This is a genomic window from Filimonas effusa, assembly GCF_004118675.1.
GTDB classification, from domain to species: Bacteria; Bacteroidota; Bacteroidia; order Chitinophagales; family Chitinophagaceae; genus Filimonas; species Filimonas effusa.
This window is the reverse complement of sequence record NZ_SDHZ01000001.1, coordinates 2,219,653-2,239,853: the sequence shown is the minus strand read 5'-3', so window position 1 is coordinate 2,239,853 and position 20,201 is coordinate 2,219,653. Positions and strand designations below refer to the sequence as shown.

Annotated in this window: 12 protein-coding genes; 11 read left to right on the top strand and 1 reads right to left on the bottom strand. The window is 44.9% G+C overall.

The annotated features are described in order from the left end of the window. Positions 1-44 precede the first annotated feature (44 nt). The 11 genes from ESB13_RS08275 to ESB13_RS08225 all read left to right on the top strand — a co-directional run bounded on the left by ESB13_RS08275 (position 45) and on the right by ESB13_RS08225 (position 18,497). Complete coding sequence (locus tag ESB13_RS08275) at positions 45-1,271, top strand: FecR family protein (RefSeq protein ID WP_164974134.1); 1,227 nt, start codon at positions 45-47, stop codon at positions 1,269-1,271. 334 nt (positions 1,272-1,605) lie between these two features. Continuing rightward, on the top strand, positions 1,606-5,214 hold the full coding sequence (locus ESB13_RS08270; protein WP_220399572.1) for a SusC/RagA family TonB-linked outer membrane protein: 3,609 nt from the start codon (positions 1,606-1,608) through the stop codon (positions 5,212-5,214). Between the two features lie 12 nt (positions 5,215-5,226). After that, entirely contained in the window at positions 5,227-6,813 is a 1,587-nt protein-coding gene (locus ESB13_RS08265) for a RagB/SusD family nutrient uptake outer membrane protein (RefSeq protein ID WP_129002526.1), read from the top strand. A 12-nt stretch (positions 6,814-6,825) separates the two neighbouring features. Further along, complete coding sequence (locus ESB13_RS08260) at positions 6,826-7,749, top strand: hypothetical protein (RefSeq protein WP_129002525.1); 924 nt, start codon at positions 6,826-6,828, stop codon at positions 7,747-7,749. Positions 7,750-7,809: 60 nt separating this feature from the next. Continuing rightward, entirely contained in the window at positions 7,810-9,153 is a 1,344-nt protein-coding gene (locus tag ESB13_RS08255; RefSeq protein ID WP_129002524.1) for a TlpA family protein disulfide reductase, read from the top strand. Positions 9,154-9,176: 23 nt separating this feature from the next. Continuing rightward, the gene (locus ESB13_RS08250; RefSeq protein ID WP_129002523.1) at positions 9,177-10,277 is read left to right on the top strand and encodes a thioredoxin family protein; all 1,101 of its coding nucleotides are present in this window, start codon (positions 9,177-9,179) and stop codon (positions 10,275-10,277) included. A gap of 205 nt (positions 10,278-10,482) precedes the next feature. Further along, on the top strand, positions 10,483-11,094 hold the full coding sequence (locus ESB13_RS08245; protein WP_129002522.1) for an RNA polymerase sigma factor: 612 nt from the start codon (positions 10,483-10,485) through the stop codon (positions 11,092-11,094). An 85-nt stretch (positions 11,095-11,179) separates the two neighbouring features. After that, positions 11,180-12,361: a FecR family protein gene (locus tag ESB13_RS08240; RefSeq protein ID WP_129002521.1), complete on the top strand. Its 1,182-nt coding sequence runs from the start codon at positions 11,180-11,182 to the stop codon at positions 12,359-12,361. Between the two features lie 137 nt (positions 12,362-12,498). Beyond that, entirely contained in the window at positions 12,499-15,984 is a 3,486-nt protein-coding gene (locus ESB13_RS08235; protein WP_129002520.1) for a SusC/RagA family TonB-linked outer membrane protein, read from the top strand. A 10-nt stretch (positions 15,985-15,994) separates the two neighbouring features. Further along, on the top strand, positions 15,995-17,422 hold the full coding sequence (locus tag ESB13_RS08230) for a RagB/SusD family nutrient uptake outer membrane protein (RefSeq protein WP_129002519.1): 1,428 nt from the start codon (positions 15,995-15,997) through the stop codon (positions 17,420-17,422). Between the two features lie 25 nt (positions 17,423-17,447). Beyond that, the gene (locus ESB13_RS08225) at positions 17,448-18,497 is read left to right on the top strand and encodes a TlpA disulfide reductase family protein (RefSeq protein WP_129002518.1); all 1,050 of its coding nucleotides are present in this window, start codon (positions 17,448-17,450) and stop codon (positions 18,495-18,497) included. A 108-nt stretch (positions 18,498-18,605) separates the two neighbouring features. On the opposite strand, the gene ESB13_RS08220 is transcribed toward ESB13_RS08225, so the two are convergent. Continuing rightward, on the bottom strand, positions 18,606-20,201 hold the full coding sequence (locus ESB13_RS08220) for a SusD/RagB family nutrient-binding outer membrane lipoprotein (protein WP_129002517.1): 1,596 nt from the start codon (positions 20,199-20,201) through the stop codon (positions 18,606-18,608).

Below are 20,201 nucleotides of genomic sequence, written 5' to 3'. Positions count from 1 at the left end.
GTTTCAGGTGTTTTTATAGTATTAGCGTTCAAACTACTGCTTCATTGAGCAACATTACAACCATATTATTCAAGGTTATCCAGGAAACAGCTCTTACCGATGAGGAGCAGGCGAAGCTTCATACATGGCTGGAGGCGGCCCCGGAAAATCTTCAGCTTTACAGGTCTGTCCAGGATGAAACCGGGCTGGCTGCAAAAATGGAGCGTTTTACCAGTTATGATGTTCCGGGTGGATTCGACAAGTTTATACGACTTGTTGGCGGAAAAAAGCAAATGGCTCCCGTTCGTAAGCTGCACCGCTGGTGGGCTGTAGCTGCGGTTAGCTTATTATTCATAAGTGCTGCCTGGTTATGGTTTCACCAGGAGAAAAAAGGTACCAGTAACCCGGTCGCGGAAACTGCTTCTTTGGTGGCGCCGGGCAGGGAAGGGGCTATTCTTACTTTGTCTGATGGGAGAGAAATATTGCTCGATAGTATTCCTGATGGAACTACAGTTGCCCTCCAGGAGGGTGCTGCGGCGCGCGTAGTAGCTGGTAAACTTGTATATGAGGGAGAAAGCAGCAAAGTGCTCTTCAATACCATGAAAACGCCTAAAGGCAGGCAGTTTCAGCTTTTATTGCCCGATGGAACAAAGGTGTGGCTCAATGCTGCCAGTTCTATTACCTATCCTACCGTATTTGCCGGAGGCGAACGGCGGATAGAATTACAGGGAGAAGCCTACCTGGAGGTGGTAAAGAATGCAGGTGCGCCTTTTATTGTAAATGTCAACAATAAGGCGGAAATACAGGTTCTTGGTACGCAGTTTAATGTTAATGCTTATGAAAATGAAGCGCTGATACGTACCACCTTGCTGGAAGGGGCTGTAGCTGTTACTTTACCTTCGGCTGCTGCAGGCGGTGCCAACCCTCAGACGGCAGTTTTGAAGCCCGGCCAGCAGGCCCAGATTAAAAATCTTATAACCGACGATAAGCAGCCCGGTATAAACCAGGCTGCCCAAAGAGGCGATATAAAGGTGGTTAAAGATGTGGATACACGTACTGTAACTGCCTGGAGAAATGGAGTCTTTAATTTCTCCGGAGTTGATTTTTCCACTGTAATGCGCCAGCTGGAACGTTGGTATGATATAGAAGTTATTTATGAGAAATCTTTACCAGATGTTCAGCTTGGCGGTGAAATGTCCGCTAACGTGTCGCTGAACCAACTGTTGGGTATTTTTGACCGTTTCCGTATTCATTACCGGCTCGATGGGCACCGGTTAATTATTTTACCCTGATACCTGGTCTTACCTATGAAGCATCCGGATTATAAGCATGTTCGGATGAGCTTCTTCATGAACTCATCACTTAAAATAGTTTGATCTGCCTTTTAAAAGTAAACCGCCACGACTGGCATCGTGACGGTAATGCTCAGGCTGATCAAAAAGGTGTGGAACCCGTTTCGTAAACAACCAAAACAGTATCTAAATTATGCAAAAAACTGCTTTCGGTAGCTCTTTTTTACATGCACTGCCCCCATCCCCTGTTAGTAGCCGGTTGGTTTTATTTACCGGTTTAAGACGTTGTCAGGCAGCAGTTATGTTCAGGCTACCCGACCAAATGTTGAGAATTATGAGATTACTTTCTTTTCTGCTACTGACCATGTGCATGTCGGCGTATGCTTCAGGCTCAGCGCAGTCGGTATCCCTTTCCGGTAAGGATCTACGCCTTCAGGAAGTATTCGCTGCTGTAAAAAAACAAACAGGTTATGTTTTTCTCTATGAGGAAAAGATCTTTTCCAGGGCTAAGCCCATCAACATCTCTGCTGAAAACATACCGTTACAGCAATTTCTGGACATTGCTTTCGCGCGTCAGCCTTTTCAATATGCTATCCTGGACAAAACGATCCAGGTATCATTAAAAGCATCGGAAGCACTTCCGCAGGTAGTGCAGGCGTTGGCTCCTGATCGTGGTATTATTTTAAGGCTGAAGGTGGCCGATAGTACCAATGCGCCGCTTGCCGATGCCACCATACTGAATAAAACAACAGGCAAAAGCTTCTCAGCGGGCCCCGACGGTACCTGCTTTGCCGAAGTGTCGGAAAATGATATGCTGGTTATTTCCTATGTGGGATTCGTGTCGCAAACGATTCGTGTAACACCATCGTTGCTGAAAACGCCGGGACTGACCATTTATCTGAAGATATCCGATCAACAGATAAACAATGTAGAAGTGGTTGTGAATACCGGTTATCAAACGATTGACAGAAGGAATTTGACCAGTGCCGCTACAACTGTTAAAATGGAGGATATCATGACTGCCGGGGTCAACAAGCTCGATAAAATGCTGGAAGGCCGCGTGCCGGGAATGACCTTTATGCAGAACTCGGGCCAGGTAGGTGCGGTACCCAGGCTGAGGATCAGGGGAACCTCTACCATTCTGGGTAACAGGGAACCTTTATGGGTACTGGACGGTATTGTATTGACAGATCCCGTTAACGTAGATCCACAGCGTTTAAATGATCTTGATTTCGTAAACCTGTTGGGTAACGCCATCGCTGGCCTTAACCCCGAAGATATAGACCAGATAGATGTGCTTAAAGACGCCTCTGCTACCGCGCTTTATGGTGCAAAGGCAGGCAATGGTGTTATCGTAATTACTACCAAAAAAGGTAAGGGTGGTAAACCCACCATCAATTACAACGGAACAACAAGTTTTGCGCGCAGACCAAAATACTCCGACAGAACCATGTATATGATGAATTCGGAGGAGCGTATGGATGTGTCGAAAGAATTGTTTGAACGTGGTATTCAATATAGCAATGTTACCCAATGGGCCGGCTATGAGCAGGCATTGCAGGACTATTATTCAGGCAATATAGACTATGCAACGTTTAAACAACGCTCTGATTATTATGCCACCATAAATACCGATTGGTTAGGTGCAGTAACGCGGAATTCTTTGGCGCAAAGCCATACCGTGAGTTTGTCTGGCGGTGCAAATAACATAAAATACTATGCTTCTCTTGGTTACACCAATGAAGATGGTGTTATTAAAGACGAGAACAATAAGCGTTATTCTTCAATGCTGAATCTTACTGCCGATTATAAAAAGTTCTCAGCACAGTTTTCTTTTTCCGGCAATTTTTCTACCAGGGCTTATACGCCTTCCGACCTGGGGATAATGAACTATGCCTATAACATGAGCCGTACCGTGCCTGTTTATAACACGGATGGAAGCCTGTTTTATTATCCGAAATACAACAATTTCCTGTATTATAATTACAATATCCTGAATGAAAAGGCGAATAGTGGCAATAATATGGAGACCAATGCCTCGAATATCAAAGGCTTTATCAGGTACAAAATAACTACCGGGTTAAATGTAGAAGGAACACTGGCTTTTGGTATTACTAATAATACTAATGAAACATACTATACCAAAAATACCTTTTACATTTTTAATCTTAGGGCAGATCAGGCTACGAGAAACGACATGAGCCCCGTTGGCGGCGAAATGAAGCGGTCCGACACCCGTAACAAAAATTATACGGCAAGATTACAAACCAACTACACCACTGCTTTGGGGGCTTACAGAAGTCATATAATTATGGCTTCTGCCGGTATTGAATTGAAGTCTTCGGAATACAAAGGCTTTAATATCACTCGCAGGGGCTATTTCCCGGAAATGGGTGGCTATTTCGATATAGTGCCTGCCACCTACACCGGCTATTATCAGCAATGGATGTCTACAAAAGATGCATTGGGTAGTTTCGATCGGCAGCTGACGAACGAGCTTGCCTGGTATGGTACTACAGGGTATAGCTGGAAAGACCGCTATATTGTGAATGTACATATCAGGGGCGAGCAGTCTAATTTGTTCGGCTCCAGAACCAACAATCGTTTCCTGCCTATCTGGGCCATCTCCGGCCGCTGGAATATGAAGCAGGAATTGGTGAAGGAAACTTCCTGGATCAGTGATCTGGCGTTAAGAGCTTCGTGGGGATGGCAGGGCAATATGTTGCCCGGACAATCTTCCTATATGGTCATCAAAGACAATACGGTTACCAGTCCGTATTATAATAGCACGTATTCTAATATTGTGAATTTTCCCAATCCTGATTTAAAATGGGAAAAAACATCTTCCAGTAATCTGGCGGTTGATTTCTCCCTGTTTAAAAACAAGGTGTCGGGTTCCTTCTCTTACTACTATAAACGTACCAGCAATGCCTTCCTTAATAAAACCGTATCGGAAATCAATGGTGTGCAGCAGTACGTGATCAATAGTGGTACACTGGAAAACAAAGGTATTGAAGTGAGCTTGCGTATTACACCTATTGACAACGCAGGTGTGAATTCGTCACGCAGAGGTTTTGTATGGCGTATCGATCCTCAACTGGGTCAGGTGCTGAACAAGATCCTGAATAATGTGGTCAATAACCGCAACAATGTATTGATCAACAATATTACCTATAACGACTTCCTGAGTGGTTCTGCTCAATTATCCGGAAAAGCTATTAATACATTCTATTCCTATAAATTTAAAGGATTGAGCAACCAGGATGGATCGCCTATATTTTATGGCGCTGAATCTGAAAAAGCAGCAGACTACAGAAACCAATATAGCCAGATGAAAAAAGAAGACGTTTACCTGGCTGTGATGACCGAATCGGGACGCAGGGAGCCCTATATCCAGGGTGGCCTGTCCAACTACTTTGGTTATCGCAATTTTGGCTTTTCATTCAACCTTACCTATTCTATCGGTAACAAAATACGGTTGATGAAAATGGCTTCCGGCTATGCCACTACCTATGCCTTCCCGCAGCAGAATCTTAGAAAAGAGTTTGTATACCGCTGGCGTCGTCCCGGTGATGAAGCCTACACCAATGTGCCTGGATTAAATGTGTCTAACAACGCCAACCAGCCATGGTGGAATGTATATCCGGCGTCGCAGTATGCATTTGGCGGCACTCCTTACGAAATGTATGATAATTCTGATATCAGGGTTGTAAGTGGCGATTATCTGAAACTGCAGTCTATTTCTTTCCGGTATAATGTGGATGAGCGTATTGCCCATTCCATTGGAATGAACTCGGCTTATATTTCTTTTACCGGAACAGATCTTTTCACCATTAACAGTAAAAAGCTGAAAGGGCAGGATCCAACGCAGTCGGGCTCTACACCTAATATGAACCTTTCGCTGCGCCCTATTTATTCCTGCAGCATTAATCTTTCATTTTAAAACCGGGATAATATGAACAAAATATATAGTTGTCTATTGCTGCTGGGACTGTTATCCCTGTCGTCCTGTAGCAAATTTTTAGAAGAATATTCACGGGATCAACGTTATGTGCAAACGCCGGAGGATCTTGATAAACTGATGATAGGAGAGGCGTTTATCAATCCGCTTTCGCTTACTATCAGCAGTCAGGCCACTATGTCTACCCTGGCATCGGATGATGGCATCACGCTGCCCTGGCTGCATGTGATGGATGATGACTGTGAGCAGTTCGCCGTTAATTTTACGGAAACAGAAAAGCTGACCTCTTTATATATGCTTGGAAATTTCCATAACTGGATGCAGGCGCCCAATGTAGACGTGCTGAAGAAAACCTGGGTGGATGTAGCCTGGCGCAAGATTTATAAACGTATCGGTGCATTGAACTCTATTATTTTTCAGGCAGAAGAAATGGTGAAGAATGGAAACAAATCATCCATTTTGAACCGGGTAATAGGAGAAGGTTATTTTTTACGTGCTTATTATTATTTCAACCTTCAGAATGTTTATGGATCGCCTTACCGCAAACAAACCGCTGCCTCAGATGAAGGGGTTCCGGTTAAAGTTTCCGAAAAAGTAGAAGATAAATATTTCAGCCGTAGTTCCAATGAAGTCGTTTACAATCAGATCATCGCTGATCTTGATAAGGCGGCGGAAGCCTTTAATGACTATAATCCCGGAACCAGGGTAAGAGTGGGTATTGCTGCTGTAAAAGCTTTGCAGAGCAGGGTCTATTTATATACCGAACAGTACGATAAGGTTTTGGATGCAGCGAAGGATATAGAAACGCTCGGATATGACTTCCTGGATCTCAATCAGTATGTAGCAAATACCAGTTTCACAAAACGTAGTTCTCCGGAAACAATATTTACCATGGGCTCAAATGAAATGCCTGCTGTATTTGCCAATGATTCCCTTTCTGCCTATAACGGCGATGATAACCGTGCCTCTTGCTTCAAGGCATCGGGTGACTTGCTGAATCAATTCGCGACCAATGATCTGAGGCGTACTGCCTTCTTTAGGAGGTCTACTAAAAACCAGGCCTGGTTACCTGCGAAGTACCGTACCTGGACTACGTATAACGATCCTGAACAGGTATCCTGTTTGTTCTACATCCGTTATGCCGAAGTGGTATTAAACCGTGCCGAAGCGCTGGCCATGCTGGGCTCCGATGATCTGGCCCGCACTGAGTTGCAGAAATTACGTTCTAAACGTTTCGCCAATGCTTCCATAGCAGATTTACCTCAAAGCAATCAGGCGCTTGTAGATTTTATCAGGGCAGAACGTCGTCGTGAATTGTGTTTTGAAGGACATCGCTGGTTCGATCTCAGGCGTTATGGTGTGAACTCGAAGTACCCGCTGGCAGATAACTTTACCATTCGTCATCCCAATTATACTTACGACGCTTCTTCAAAAACATATGTGCCCAGCGGCGCCTTTGAATTGAAATCGATAAAAATGGATGCTGCTGCCTGGCAGGCGCCTATTCCGGATTATGCCATCGAGTTTAACCAGGGGGCTTTAACCAATCCTGTTCGCCCTGTTAGAAATGTTGTACCCTAAAATTTGCGAGACATGAAATTGAAATTAAACATACTAATCCTGCTTGCTTTCGTTGGTGCAGTATCCTGCCGTAAAGAAGAGGTAACTCAATTCCCTGACTACGACCAGAACTGGCTGGTGGTAAACGACAATCCGGCCGATCCTGCCACGCATAGCAGTTACCTGTTTTTCAAGGAAACAGGTATCCCACTGTACTTTAATGATACCATTGGTTCACAGCAGCGGGTAGATGTGTTTGGAAACACTTATACCCATTATGAAAAGCTGTCATTCAATTATTCCCTGGGTGGTATCCAGGTAGGGGCGCCGCCAATGGTCAACTCCTTTACCTATTGTGCAAAGAGTGATGTACCGGCAGCCATCGATTTCCTGAAAAATAATATTATACCGGTGTTGCCTAAAGGGGTTTATGTGCCTAGTATTTTGCTTGTCGAAAACCTGAGCAGTTACGCATTCGGGCAATATGCCTTTAAAGGATTTAATACGGTGTTGATAGGAAAGGTTTCTACTATACCTGGTATGAGCGCAACGGTCTTTCGCAGTTATAAAGCTGCTATCCTGCGGGCTATTTTTACCAATGCAGTGCTTAATGACAAATACAGCGCCCTGCTGACCAGTTTTTACAATGAGTCAAGAAAATACTCTACCATAATAGATACGTATAACCTGGGAAGCTGGACATTTTCGTATAATATCAATGGCTTGCCGGCAGGTGTAACACCAAGTTTTAACGCGCTTGGTTTCCTCGGATCTGATCCGCGTAATTCCAGTTATACTCCCTATACCACCTGGATGGATGTGAGTATGTTCCTTGAGGCCGCTTTCTCCAATTCCAAGGCCGATTTTCAACGTACGTATGGTTCTTATACAAGTATCATGAAGAAATATGGAATTATAACACAAATACTTGAAAATATTGGTTACAAAGTGCAATAACAAACGATTTAATATAAGACCGGCAATTATTGTCTAACTCTTTTATTTTAAAACACAAACATGAAAAAAACATTCTTTTTGGTTGGTATGTTAGCTATGGGTACCATGGTAATGGCGCAGGGGAGCATACTGAAAGGAAAATTTACTAAAAAATTAAATAGTCAGGTATACGCCAATACGGTATATCTTCTGAAGCCATTTAATGGAGAAATGATAACAGTAGGCGCTGCTGTGATTAGTTCCAAAGACCATTCTTTTTCAATGAATATTGGTGCTACCGGATTAGATTCGCTCCGGTATGTTGCCGCCGGCAATGAATTTTACCCTGTATACTTACATAAGGGCGAAGTAGTGGAGATTGAGGCGAAGGACGGAGTGATCGTTTACTCCGGTACACTCAGTAAGGAGAATACCGTCTTTGCTGAATGGCAGAAAATGATATGGCCAGTGAGAAGCATCACTTTTCTGAAAAATCCGTCTGACGTGCCTAGCGAACAATATGCAAAAACAGTGGATAGCCTGGCGAAACCTGTTCAGGAGTTTGTTAAAAAAATCAATACGGGGAACAAACGCTTTGACCAGGAAATGAAATATATGCTTCCTTACTCTTTCACCTATGAAGTAGTAGGACCCTTTACAGTAGGCTATGAAGTCGGCGGCCGGCAGGAGTTTCCTAAATATCTGCAAGCAGCCTTTGCCTCAGAGAAATTTGCAGATAAAAACATCTGGTCTTTACCTTTTGGATACCAGTATATGGTAAACTTCGGATTCGCAAAGTATATGCTTTATAACGGTAAAATAGGTATGGCTACCGATTATCTTATTCCCGATATGACTTCTCCGGAGTTAAGAGCAAACGTGATTATGAAGCAACTGGAGAATGGCACCGCCGGCAACTCGAAGGATTTCGGAGCATTCGATAAGTATTTGCTTACCCCGGCGCAGCATGCCAAAATGGAAAGCTTTAAAAAGCTTGTAAATATGAGAAAACCGGGCGGCTCATGGGTTGATTTCAGTTATACCGATATCGACGGAAAAATCCGCAACCTGTCCGACTACCTGGGTAAAGTAGTGGTAGTAGACGTATGGGCTACCTGGTGCCCTCCCTGCATTAAAGAACAACCTGCCCTGGAAGAACTGGAAAAAGCATTCGAAGGTAAAGACGTTGTTTTTATCAGCCTTTCCATAGATACCGACAAGCAAAAATGGGCCGACTGGGTTCGCAATAAAAAATTATCAGGTGTACAGTTATTTACCAATAGTCAGGGTACTATCATCACAGACTATAAGGTAACTCAGATACCTCAGTTTATGGTGTTCGATAAAGCTGGTAAAACAGTTTCCTTCGACGCTCCAAGGCCATCTACACCTGCTCTGAAATCGATGATTGAATCTAAAATTTAATAGCTCAACAAACGTGATTCGTTATGAAGATGGTTCTTGTTTCCTTATTGCTATGTATTGTATTTGTTACGAATGGATTCTCGCAGGATAAGGGTGTTGACTTCCAGCACATATCTTTAGCTGAAGCGCTCACTAAAATAGGGGCTGATCAGAAAAATCAAAAATTGGTTTTTGTAGATTGTTATACTTCCTGGTGTGTGCCCTGTGCGGAAATGGCGCGTACGATATTTCCTGAAAAAAGCTGTGGCGACTTTATGAACCCACGCTTTGTGTCTATTAAACTGGACATGGAAAAGAAAGGAGAGGGTACAGAGGTTTCGAAGAAATATGCGATAACTGCGTATCCTACATTTCTGATTCTTAACGCTAAGGGAGAAGAAGTAAATAGGGTAGTAGGCGGTGCAAAAACAGTAGATGATTTTTTGAAGAAACTCCAGGCGGCCTTACAAGAGGAGAACTCTTTGAAAAATTTAAAAAACGCATTTGAAACCGAGAAGAGCATGGCTACAGGCTTGCCTTATATGAAAGCGTTGATCGACCGGTCTATGGATCCTTCAAAGGTTTTTAATGTTCTTTTCGATAGCCTTAGCGATGCCTATAGGTTTAACGAAGAATATCTGAGAATAGTGTTTTCTACCATCAGGTTCGGTGATACCCTCTTTAAAAAGATCATGCTGGAAAAACCCCGGATCGATAGAGCAATAGGTGCAGGGGTGGTGAATCGTATGCTGTATGACATGGTTAGAGGCCATATGTATTGCATAGCCAATGAAGTTGGTGATCGCTATAATGTACACTATACTCCTCAGGAGGTGGAAATGATTGCTTATACGATGGCCTTGCTCAATCTGCCCCTGGATGAAGCCCAAACACATATTTTCCGAATAGCTTTATATGTGGTTAACAAAGACATGGATGGTATGATAGACTACTACAAAAGGTATATTGGAAAGTTGTCGCCTTCCGAAGCCTATAAGGTAATCCTTGAGAGCGTTTTATCGTCAAAAATCCCGCGTTTAAATGAAGCTCAGAAAAAAGCGGTAAAGGAATACTTTGAATTATCTGCCAAGGCATTTAGTTACGAAGCAAAACAGTACCAGCAAAGAGCAGAAATGGTAAAATAGCCATTGGTTTTATTAAGGCCGTTGTTCTGTGAATGCCGGGTTCGCCGTTTGTCAAAAGGTGTCTGTAAAGGCACCTTTTTTCTGTTTATATATAGCATGGCCAACGGCATTGCCCGCAGCAATAGCGCCGTTGATCTCATATATCCACTGTACTTTATTTTTGTATAATTAACTTGCAGTTAAATTCCAGAACCAACTGATATTCTTGATCCCTGCTCCGGTACATATCGATGATGCTACGTTGCTGCGCATTGCTGATGGCGATGAAGGGGCTATGCGTTTGCTGTACGATGCCTTATTCAGATCTTTATTGTTTTATGCCGAAAGCTTAATCCACGAGCGGCAACCTGCCGAAGATATTGTAATGGTTGCCTTTACCCAATACTGGGAGCGCCGCCGTGGGTTTACGGCACTGGCAGCGGTGAAATCTTTTTTATACACTGCCGTGCGGCATGCCTGTTACCGGCATAATACACAGCTACTTACCCGCGAACAGCATGCCCGTGAAACCAGACGAGTATCGGATATGGATGATGATTTTGCTGAAAGCCGGATGCTCATAGCCGAAATGACAGGCCGGATTTACCGGGAAATAGAACAGTTGAACCCCAGATACCGTGAAGTGGTGCGCTTGCTGTTTATGCAGGAATTAAGCGTAAAAGAAGCGGCAGCGGCACTGAATATTACCGAGGATAACCTGCGGAAGCGAAAAGAGAGGGCTTTGGAAATGCTTCGCAACAGGGTGATACAGGGGAAAATAGGGCATCTGGCACTCTTATACCTTCTTCTCCGGCAGCGTATGCCCTGGCAGGATTAAAAAAACTCCCTTTTTTTGTCACAAACCGTTTTTTCATGTCTTTCTATTCATGCAACGTCCGTGAAACGGCGCTAATGACAGAAATATGCCTGATACTATTGAAGATATTATTCATTTATACCTGAATGGGGAGGTTTTAACCGCCCAACAGGATAAGCAATTACAGCAATGGCTGCAGGCTTCCGGTAACAACAGGGAGGCGCTCCGTTTGCTGGAAGACCCTGTTTTTTTGCAGCAATCTGTTTACAGCTGGGATAATTACGATGCCAGTCAGCAGGCGGGATGGGAACGCCTGTCGGGCCAGCTGTTTGGTAATCATAAAGGCAGGGTGTTGCCATTCAGGCGTTTCAGGTGGTGGGTGACTGTAGCGGCGGCTGTTTGTATTGCTATTGCTGCTGCCTGGTTATTGATGGTAAAAAAGCCGGGTGGCGGAACTTTGTCAGCCACTGTGGGTGACGTGCTGCCTGGTGGTACAGGGGCTATCCTTACGCTGTCGGACGGGCGGAAAATAGTGCTGGATAGCCTGGGCAACGGGCAAATAGCGCAGCAAAACGGCGCTGTTATTCATTTAAACAATCATAAGCTGGTCTATAATGCATTCAGTGGCGGTAGTGCCGGAGCTGCTGACCTTAACACGCTTTCCACACCCGCGGGCAGACAGTTTACAGTAGTATTGCCTGATGGCAGTACCGTGTGGTTAAATGCCGGCAGCGCGATTACTTATCCTTCCTTATTTGCGGGAAGCGACCGTAAAATAAAGGTGAGCGGAGAAGTGTATATGGAAGTAGCGCCGCATAAGTCAATGCCATTTATGGTGGATATCGACGGGAGATCCATAGTGCAGGTGCTGGGTACCAGTTTCAATATCAATGCCTATAACGATGACAACAACATAGTAACAACACTGGTTACAGGTAGTGTTAAGGCAGGTACGGAAAAAGCTGCTTCTGCAGTTATTCTCAAAGCCGGCGAACAGGCAGTTCAGTCCGGCCTCCAGGTTGTAGTCAGGCGGGCTGTGGATATTGATAAAGTGCTGGCCTGGAAAAACGGCTATTTCAGTTTCGATAATATGAGCTTGCGGCAGGTGGCCAGGCAAATAGAAAGATGGTACGATATAAAAGTTTTGTTTGAAGCTGATGCCGGTAATATGTCACTTACCGGGGATATGGACAGAGGTGTGAGCTTATCAGGTATCCGGCGTTTTTTGCATCAGTACGGGTTAAAAACAACCTTGGAGAACAGGGTATTGACAGTGTCGGCAAAGTAAACAACCATTAGAATAAATGACTGCTTAAACAAAAAACCGGAAAGTGTTTGCACCACTCTCCGGCAAATGTTTGGGTATTAAAAAAGAAAGTCCGGGAAAGACTATTTATTTAATTAACCAAAACACATAGCGAAAGTATGACAAAAACTGCTTTTTGCGGATGGGCAACCCGTGGGGGTACCCATTCTATTACACAAACACTGTTGCAGGCCGGTTCTGTTAAGGGCTATAGCGGCAGCGGGAGAAAACTGCTAATGGCAATGAAGTTGACTGCTTTTTTTATTCTGATGGCATGTTTGCAGGTGAGTGCTGCCGGGCATTCACAAACTGTTACCCTGCACGGTAAGGATATGCATCTGGAAAATGTTTTTAAAGAAGTGAAGAAGCAAACAGGTTACTTTTTCCTTTATCCTACCGGTGCATTAAAAAAGTCGAAGCGGGTAAATGTAAATGCGTCAGATATGCCTGTTGCTGAGTTCCTGAAGATGATATTCAGAGATCAGCCTTTGCAATATGCCATTGAAAGCAAAACAGTAAATATTGCACCCGGTGTTCCGGAAGAAAGAACGCTGAAGGCTGACGGTATTGCTTATTGGGCGCCCGCTCCGGTACGTGGTGTGGTGCGTGATGCTTCGGGCAAACCATTGGCAGGAGCTACTGTGATGAACCTTACCACAAAAAAAACTGTTTCTTCCGGTGCAGATGGAGGTTTTGTGCTTAATGCCGAAACAGGCCATGTATTAGCTGTAAGTTTTGTAGGCTACAGCACCCTGCAAATAAAGATGGCGTCGGCGGCAAATGCTGTTGTGGTATCTTCCGGGGAGGCAAACGTCAATGATGATGCATTGGCTGCCGGCTGGCAAAAGGGGCAAGCTGTTACCGCCGGCACAGATGGCTTTGTTATTGTTTTATTTCCTGCAACCTTACAACTTGCTGAGGTAATTATCAATAAGGGTTATTACACAGATACCAAAAAAACGAGTACAGGTAACGTATCTAAAGTATCGGGCGATGACATTGCCCGTCAGCCCGTTTCTAATCCGCTTGCAGCTTTAAGTGGCCTTGTGCCGGGTATGTTCATAGCCCAGAGCTCGGGAGCGCCGGGAAGTGCCTTTCAGGTACAGATCAGAGGTATCAACAGTATTGCCAATGGCAACGATCCGCTGTATGTAATTGATGGTGTTCCGTTTTCCATAGCGCCTGAGTTACAAAATAGCGCCAATCTGAATCCTGCCGGAGGTAATCCGCTGAATCTTATCAATCCGAATGATATCGCCAGTATTGAAGTACTGAAAGATGCCGATGCCACTGCTATTTACGGTAGCAGGGGCGCTAATGGAGTAGTGCTTATTACCACTAAAAAAGGCAAGGCCGGGAAGGCAAAAGTGGATGTAAATTTTTATCAGGGAATAGCCAAAGTAACAAGGCAGGTGAAATACCTGAATACAGCGCAATACCTGGCTATGCGGAAAGAAGCATTAAAAAACGACGGAGTGGAAGCTGATCCTGCTTTTGATGTGGACGTGCTGGGGGGAAGTTCCTGGGATCCTAACCGTTATACCAACTGGCAGGACGAACTGATTGGCAATACGGCAAAATATACCGATGCACAAACGGCTGTGTCCGGTGGCTCGGACCAGATACAGTATAAGATAGGAGGTGGCTATCACCGCGAAACTACTGTGTATCCCGGCGAAAATGCCCTGCAAAAAGCATCCATGCACGTAAGTCTCTCCGGTGGTTCTAAAAATCAGCGGCTGAAATTCAATTTCTCAGCTTCTTATGTAAACGAGAATAGCACCCTGCCGGTTACCGACCCCATGTCGGTGATGTCGTACTTTGCTCCTAATGCGCCAAAGGCATTTAATGATGATGGTACCCTTAACTGGGCGAATGGTACCTGGTTAAAGGGCAATCCCTATGCCTTTCTGATGCAGCCTTACAAGGGCAGGACCACCAACCTGCTGGGAAACCTGATGGTTACTTACAACATCATGAAAGGCCTGGATTTTAAAACCAGCCTTGGGTATACCAATATAAACATGGATCAGCGCAGGCTTATCCCGTTCTCAACAATTGATCCGTTGCGTGCAGAAACTTCCGGTTCCAGTACGTTTAATAATTCAGATACAAGATCGTGGATTGCAGAACCTCAGCTGGACTACAAGGTATCTATAGGTAAAGGAAAACTATCGGCGCTGGCGGGTTTAAGCTTTCAGCAAAGTCATAACGAAGGCACACGCCTTGCGGCCAGAGGATTTAGCTCCGATCTGTTACTGGAAAATATGCAGGCGGCTTCTATACTTACAGTTGAGAGCGTTACCGATATATTTTATAAGTACAATGCCGGTTTTGGCAGGCTTAATTATAACTACGCAGATAAGTATATCGTAAACCTCACCGCCCGTCGCGATGGCAGCAGCCGGTTTGGCCCCGGTAAACAATTCGCCAACTTTTATGCGGCTGGTGCTGCCTGGGTATTTTCTTCCGAGAACTGGGTGCAGCAGCAACTGCCTTTCCTGAGCTTTGGTAAATTACGCGCCAGCTATGGAACTTCCGGTAACGACCAGGTGGCCGATTACAGTTTCCTGGATCGCTATAACTCTACTTCCAATACTTATGGCGGATCGCAGGGATTACTTCCTGTGAGTATTCTTAACCCGGTATTGGCCTGGGAACAGAATAAGAAGCTGGAAGCAGCAGTAGAGCTGGGTTTCCTGAACGATCGTCTTAACTTTTCGGCAAGCTGGTATAGCAACCGCTCCGGAAATCAACTGGTGCAATCGCCGTTATCGGTGGTAACAGGGTTTCCCTTTATCTCACAAAACCTGCCGGCAGTGGTAGAAAACAGGGGACTGGAGTTTACGTTCCATTCCGTTAACCTGCGTACATCGGCATTCCGGTGGACTTCTTCTTTTAACATTACTTTTCCACGTAACAAACTGGTGTCTTTCCCCAATTTCGAAGCATCCAGCTACAGTGAAAGATTGATCATCGGGCAGCCGCTTACTGCTACCAAAGCCTTTCAGTATGCAGGTGTAGACCCGGTTACAGGCTTGTTCCAGTTTATGGGTAAGGATGGTAAACCTACTACCGACCCTGTTCCATTGCAGGATGACATCAGCCTGCTTGATTTTGGTCCGCGATTCTATGGGGGCCTGCAAAACAATATCAGCTATGGTAATATCCGGCTCGACTTCCTGTTACAATTTGTAAAACAAAAGGGAATGAACTATTACTACGAAGATGTGGAAGGCGTGCCGGGTACATTCAGCGCCAACCAGCCCGTGTATGTGCTTGACCGCTGGCAGAAAGCCGGTGATGTTGCCAGGTTTCAACGATACAACCAGGATTACAGCACTATTAATTCACTGAATAATGCAGTAATGAGTGATTTTCAGTACGGCGATGCCTCGTATATCAGATTGAAAAACGTATCACTCTCTTACAGTTTGCCGGAGCGCTGGATCAGCAAACTGCAGCTGGAAACTGCAAGGATTTATTTCCAGGGGCAGAACCTGCTTACTATCACCGGTTACAAGGGCTATGACCCTGAAAACCGGAATTACCTGGTATTGCCTCCTTTGAAAGTGTTTACCCTTGGCCTTCAATTCACCTTTTAAACAGCTGTTTATGCGCTTATTTTCCTATATCAGATATAAAAAAACTGTTTCCCTTATGATGCTTTCCTGCATTGGCTTTTCGGCCTGCAGGCAGGCTGTTGAAGTGCCGGTGCCTACCAACAGCCTGGTGGGATCTGCCGTGTTTTCGGATAATAAAACCGCAATAGCGGTGATGACCGGGCTATACAATACCATGCATTCCCCCGCCAATATTTCGGATGGAACCTGGAGCATTGGTAAGTTTATGGCCACTGCTGCCGACGAGCTGCATAATTATTTTATTGGAGTAGCTTCTACCCAATTCTATAAAAACGAATTGTCATCAAACCCCGGAACTTATTTCTGGGAGAATTTTTTCAAATTCATTTACATCGCCAACTCCACGCTGGAAGGTGTGGAAAATTCCGGTTCCCTGAAACCCTCCGTACAACAGCAGCTGAAAGGGGAAGCCAGGTTCATGCGCGCGTTTATCAACTTTTACGCGTTAAACCTGTATGGTACCATTCCAATTGTAACTTCTACCGACTATAGAATTAATAACACCTTGTCGCGTAGCCCGCAACAGGAGGTATATAAGTTTATCGTGGAAGATCTTACAGAAGCAAAGAAACTGCTTACAACGGAATACCTGGATGCTGCCAATTTGCCTACTTCTGAAAAAATAAGGCCTAATAAAGCTACTGCTACTGCGCTGCTGGCAAGGGTATACCTGTATCTGAAAGATTGGAAGAATGCCGAATTACAGGCTTCTGAACTGATAGGTGACACGCGGTATGGTTTGACGCCATTGAACGGAGTATTTCTTAAGAACAGTCAGGAAGCTATATGGCAGCTGGCCAGTGCCAGCCCGGTTTTTACCAATACTATGGATGGGTTTTATTATACGCTTAAAACAACGCCTGGTATTTCCAATAATAATAGTATGACGGACTGGTTGTTCAATGCTTTTGAAGCAGGTGACGCCCGCAAAACCGATTGGGTAGGCAGTTACACCACAGGCACTACCACTTATTGGTATGCATCCAAATATAAAAACAGTGTAAGAAGTTCGCCTGTGACGGAATATTTTATGGTGTTCCGGCTTGCTGAACAATACCTGATAAGGGCCGAGGCACGCGCGCAGCAGGATAATCCCGATGCGCTGAACGACCTTAATGCTATCCGCCGCAGGGCTTCCTTGGGTAACTATAACGGGCCAACAGATAAAGTAGCTGTTCTTAGTGCTATTCAACGGGAAAGAAGGGTGGAGTTATTTACGGAGTGGGGCCATCGCTGGTTCGATTTAAAACGGACCGGCACCCTGAATGCATTGATGGAAGGGCCCACGGGCATCACCGCTGCAAAGGGTGGCAAATGGACTGCCAACGATACTATACTTCCGCTTCCCATATCGGAGATAGCTGTTAACCCAAGGCTGGGGCAAAACAAAGACTATTAATGTACTATCATTTAAAAAAGAATGTATGCGATTTATAATAGCTTGCTGCCTGCTGTTGCTTTCGGCTACAGGTATAGGGCAACGCAACAAGTTTATAATCAAAGGCAGGATTGGCTCGCTGGACGCCCCTGCCAAAATGTATCTGCGCTACTCTTCTCATAAGGCATCTCATCACGATTCAGTTATCTTGAAGCGCGGTGTATTTCAGTTCAGCGGTACGATAGATGAACCTGTAATGGCGTCGCTGTTTCTTTCTACAAACGGAAAACCCATTCAATGGCCCTATGATGAGTTGATGTTTTATATTGACACCGGTACTGTGATCATTAACAGTGCAGACTCTGTGAAGCATGCACTGATAAAGGGTTCCAGGCTTAACGAAGCGTTCGTTAAATACCAGGAACAGTTCATGCAGCTTAGGTTAAAAGCATTATCGCATGAAGCTCTTGAACAGGAAGCGGCAATAATAAACAGCAACTTTGCCCGGCAACATCCTGCTTCGCTGGTGAGCCTGACCGCTATCAGGGCTATCAGTAATGATGCAGAAACATTACCTGCCTTTGATTCTTTGCTGGTATTGTTCAAAGGTTTGGACAAAAACCTGCAGTCGGGTAAAAAAGGACAGGAACTATATCAGTCGTTGCAGTTGAAGCGGAAGTTGTTGCAGGGCATGGTGGCTCCGGACTTTAAACAGCCTGATAGCACCGGCAGGCAAGTTAGCCTGTCCTCTCTCAGGGGGCAATACGTGTTGCTTGACTTCTGGGCTTCCTGGTGTAAGCCATGCCGTGCCGCGAATAAAGCGCTTGTTAAACTATATGATAAGTATAGTGGCAGAAACCTTATCTTTCTGGGAGTATCGGTTGATACCCGGCGCGATGCCTGGCTGAAAGCTGTAAAGGATGATCAGCTGGCATGGCTGCAGTTATGCGACCTGCAACGGGAGAACCTGGCGGCCACAGTTTACCAGATTACGGGTGTGCCTACCACTTATCTGCTCGACCCCTCAGGTGTTATCATCGCCAGAGATATACATGGCAAGGCATTGGAAGACCTGTTGGAGCAACTCGTGAAATAACTGTGGTGTTGAGTTGTTAAAAAAGGGTACTTACAGTAGTAACAGCACAGGGTACAGGTGAAGCACCGCCTCCGCTGTACCCTGTGTTTATTTGGAAACTAATATCGTTTACCTTCCCGTGAACCACACCGGACTGGTATAATTATTCTCGTTCACTACTTTTGCAAAATTATCATAGTTATTGTCGGATTCACTGACCGGATAAGGCCTTCTTTCCATAAAGCGTGTGTTCGAAGGCTTCTTCATTACCCGGCTGCCCAGCTCCTTATAAAGCCTCCTGGTTTCCGTCCATAGCTCATAAGGCTTCAGGATATTAAAGTGTACATATTTCTGGTCATAGATCAATCCCTTTTTCTCCGCTTCGCCGGCAGCAAGAAATTCATTCCGTTTCGCTTCCGCAAAAGCGTCGATCTGCGTCTGTGTTGGTTTTGCGGGCTGAGATGCAGCTATTTTACTGGCGAAGTTCCGGGTATTTAACGCGTTGATCTCATAATAGAGGTCAATGGATTGTTTAATAGCCATTGTATACTCATCGCCGGCATTCAGGCCAAGAGCAGGCCAGCGGACAGCGGCTTCTGCAAGGATAAGATGAACTTCGGACGACGTCAGGATCTGGTAAGGCATGCCAAAGTTTTGCTCAAACGTAGTTCTGTTATAAAATGAAGGATAAGTACTTAATACTACTTTCGTATCGATTGAATCGGCATACGATTGTTGATAAGGTCCTTCTGTACGGATACCGCTGTAAGCACCATATTTGTCGGGCTGGAAGATCACCTTGATACGGGGATCTTCCGGCTGTCCTGGTCTCCTCATTACCTTCAGCATGTTCTCGGGCGCGATCAGGTAAAGGCGCTGATCTATTATTGCCTTGAATATCAGTGTTTGTTCTGCCATATCCTGCTGTTGATCAATGAGCAGGATACTGCTTGCCCGGTCTTTTGCATAAATGTCTTCGGCCAGGACCTCCCGGATCGTAGATTTAGCCAGTTCCGGCTCTACGTTAGTCAGGTGGATAGCGAGCCGAAGCCGGAGACTGTTTACAAAGATCCGCCACTTACCGAAGTCGGCTTTGAAAAGGATATCGTTGGTTGAAAAATAGAGCTCCGGCGCACTATTTCCGAGTGTGAAACCATTCAGCTCCTGTGAAATGGCTTTTAACCTTGAAAGAATATCATGGTAGATATCCTGCTGGGTATCGTATTTCGGGAAAAACTGATCGCTTTTACCTTTTAATGCTTCAAAATAAGGTACCTGGTTAAATACATCCGTCAACTGGTAAAAGATATAAGCCTTTATGACATCCGCAGTCATCATATAAGCCTTATACCCTGCTTTTTCACTTTCAGCCAACGCATCGTACCTCCTTTGCATTTCGGCAATAGATCTCAGGCGGCTAAACGAGTTTTCGAATGGGTCGAAGGTCCAGGAATACATGTTGGTTACCCCATCGTTTGAATATCCGCTTGTACCAAGCATTGGACCAAGCGTATTGAAGGCACTGGACATATCTGAGTAACTATACCTGAATGTTCCTTGCGCCTGCTGGGCTTCAGCGTAAAAGCCTTCGATCGTAGGATTGGTAAATCCGTTGGGGTCGATAAAATCATCTTCTAATCCTTTGCTGCACGAGGTCAATAATAAAGAACCGGCCAGCAGGATCTTGCTTAATGTTCTATATTGTGTCATTGCGTTAGTTCTCAT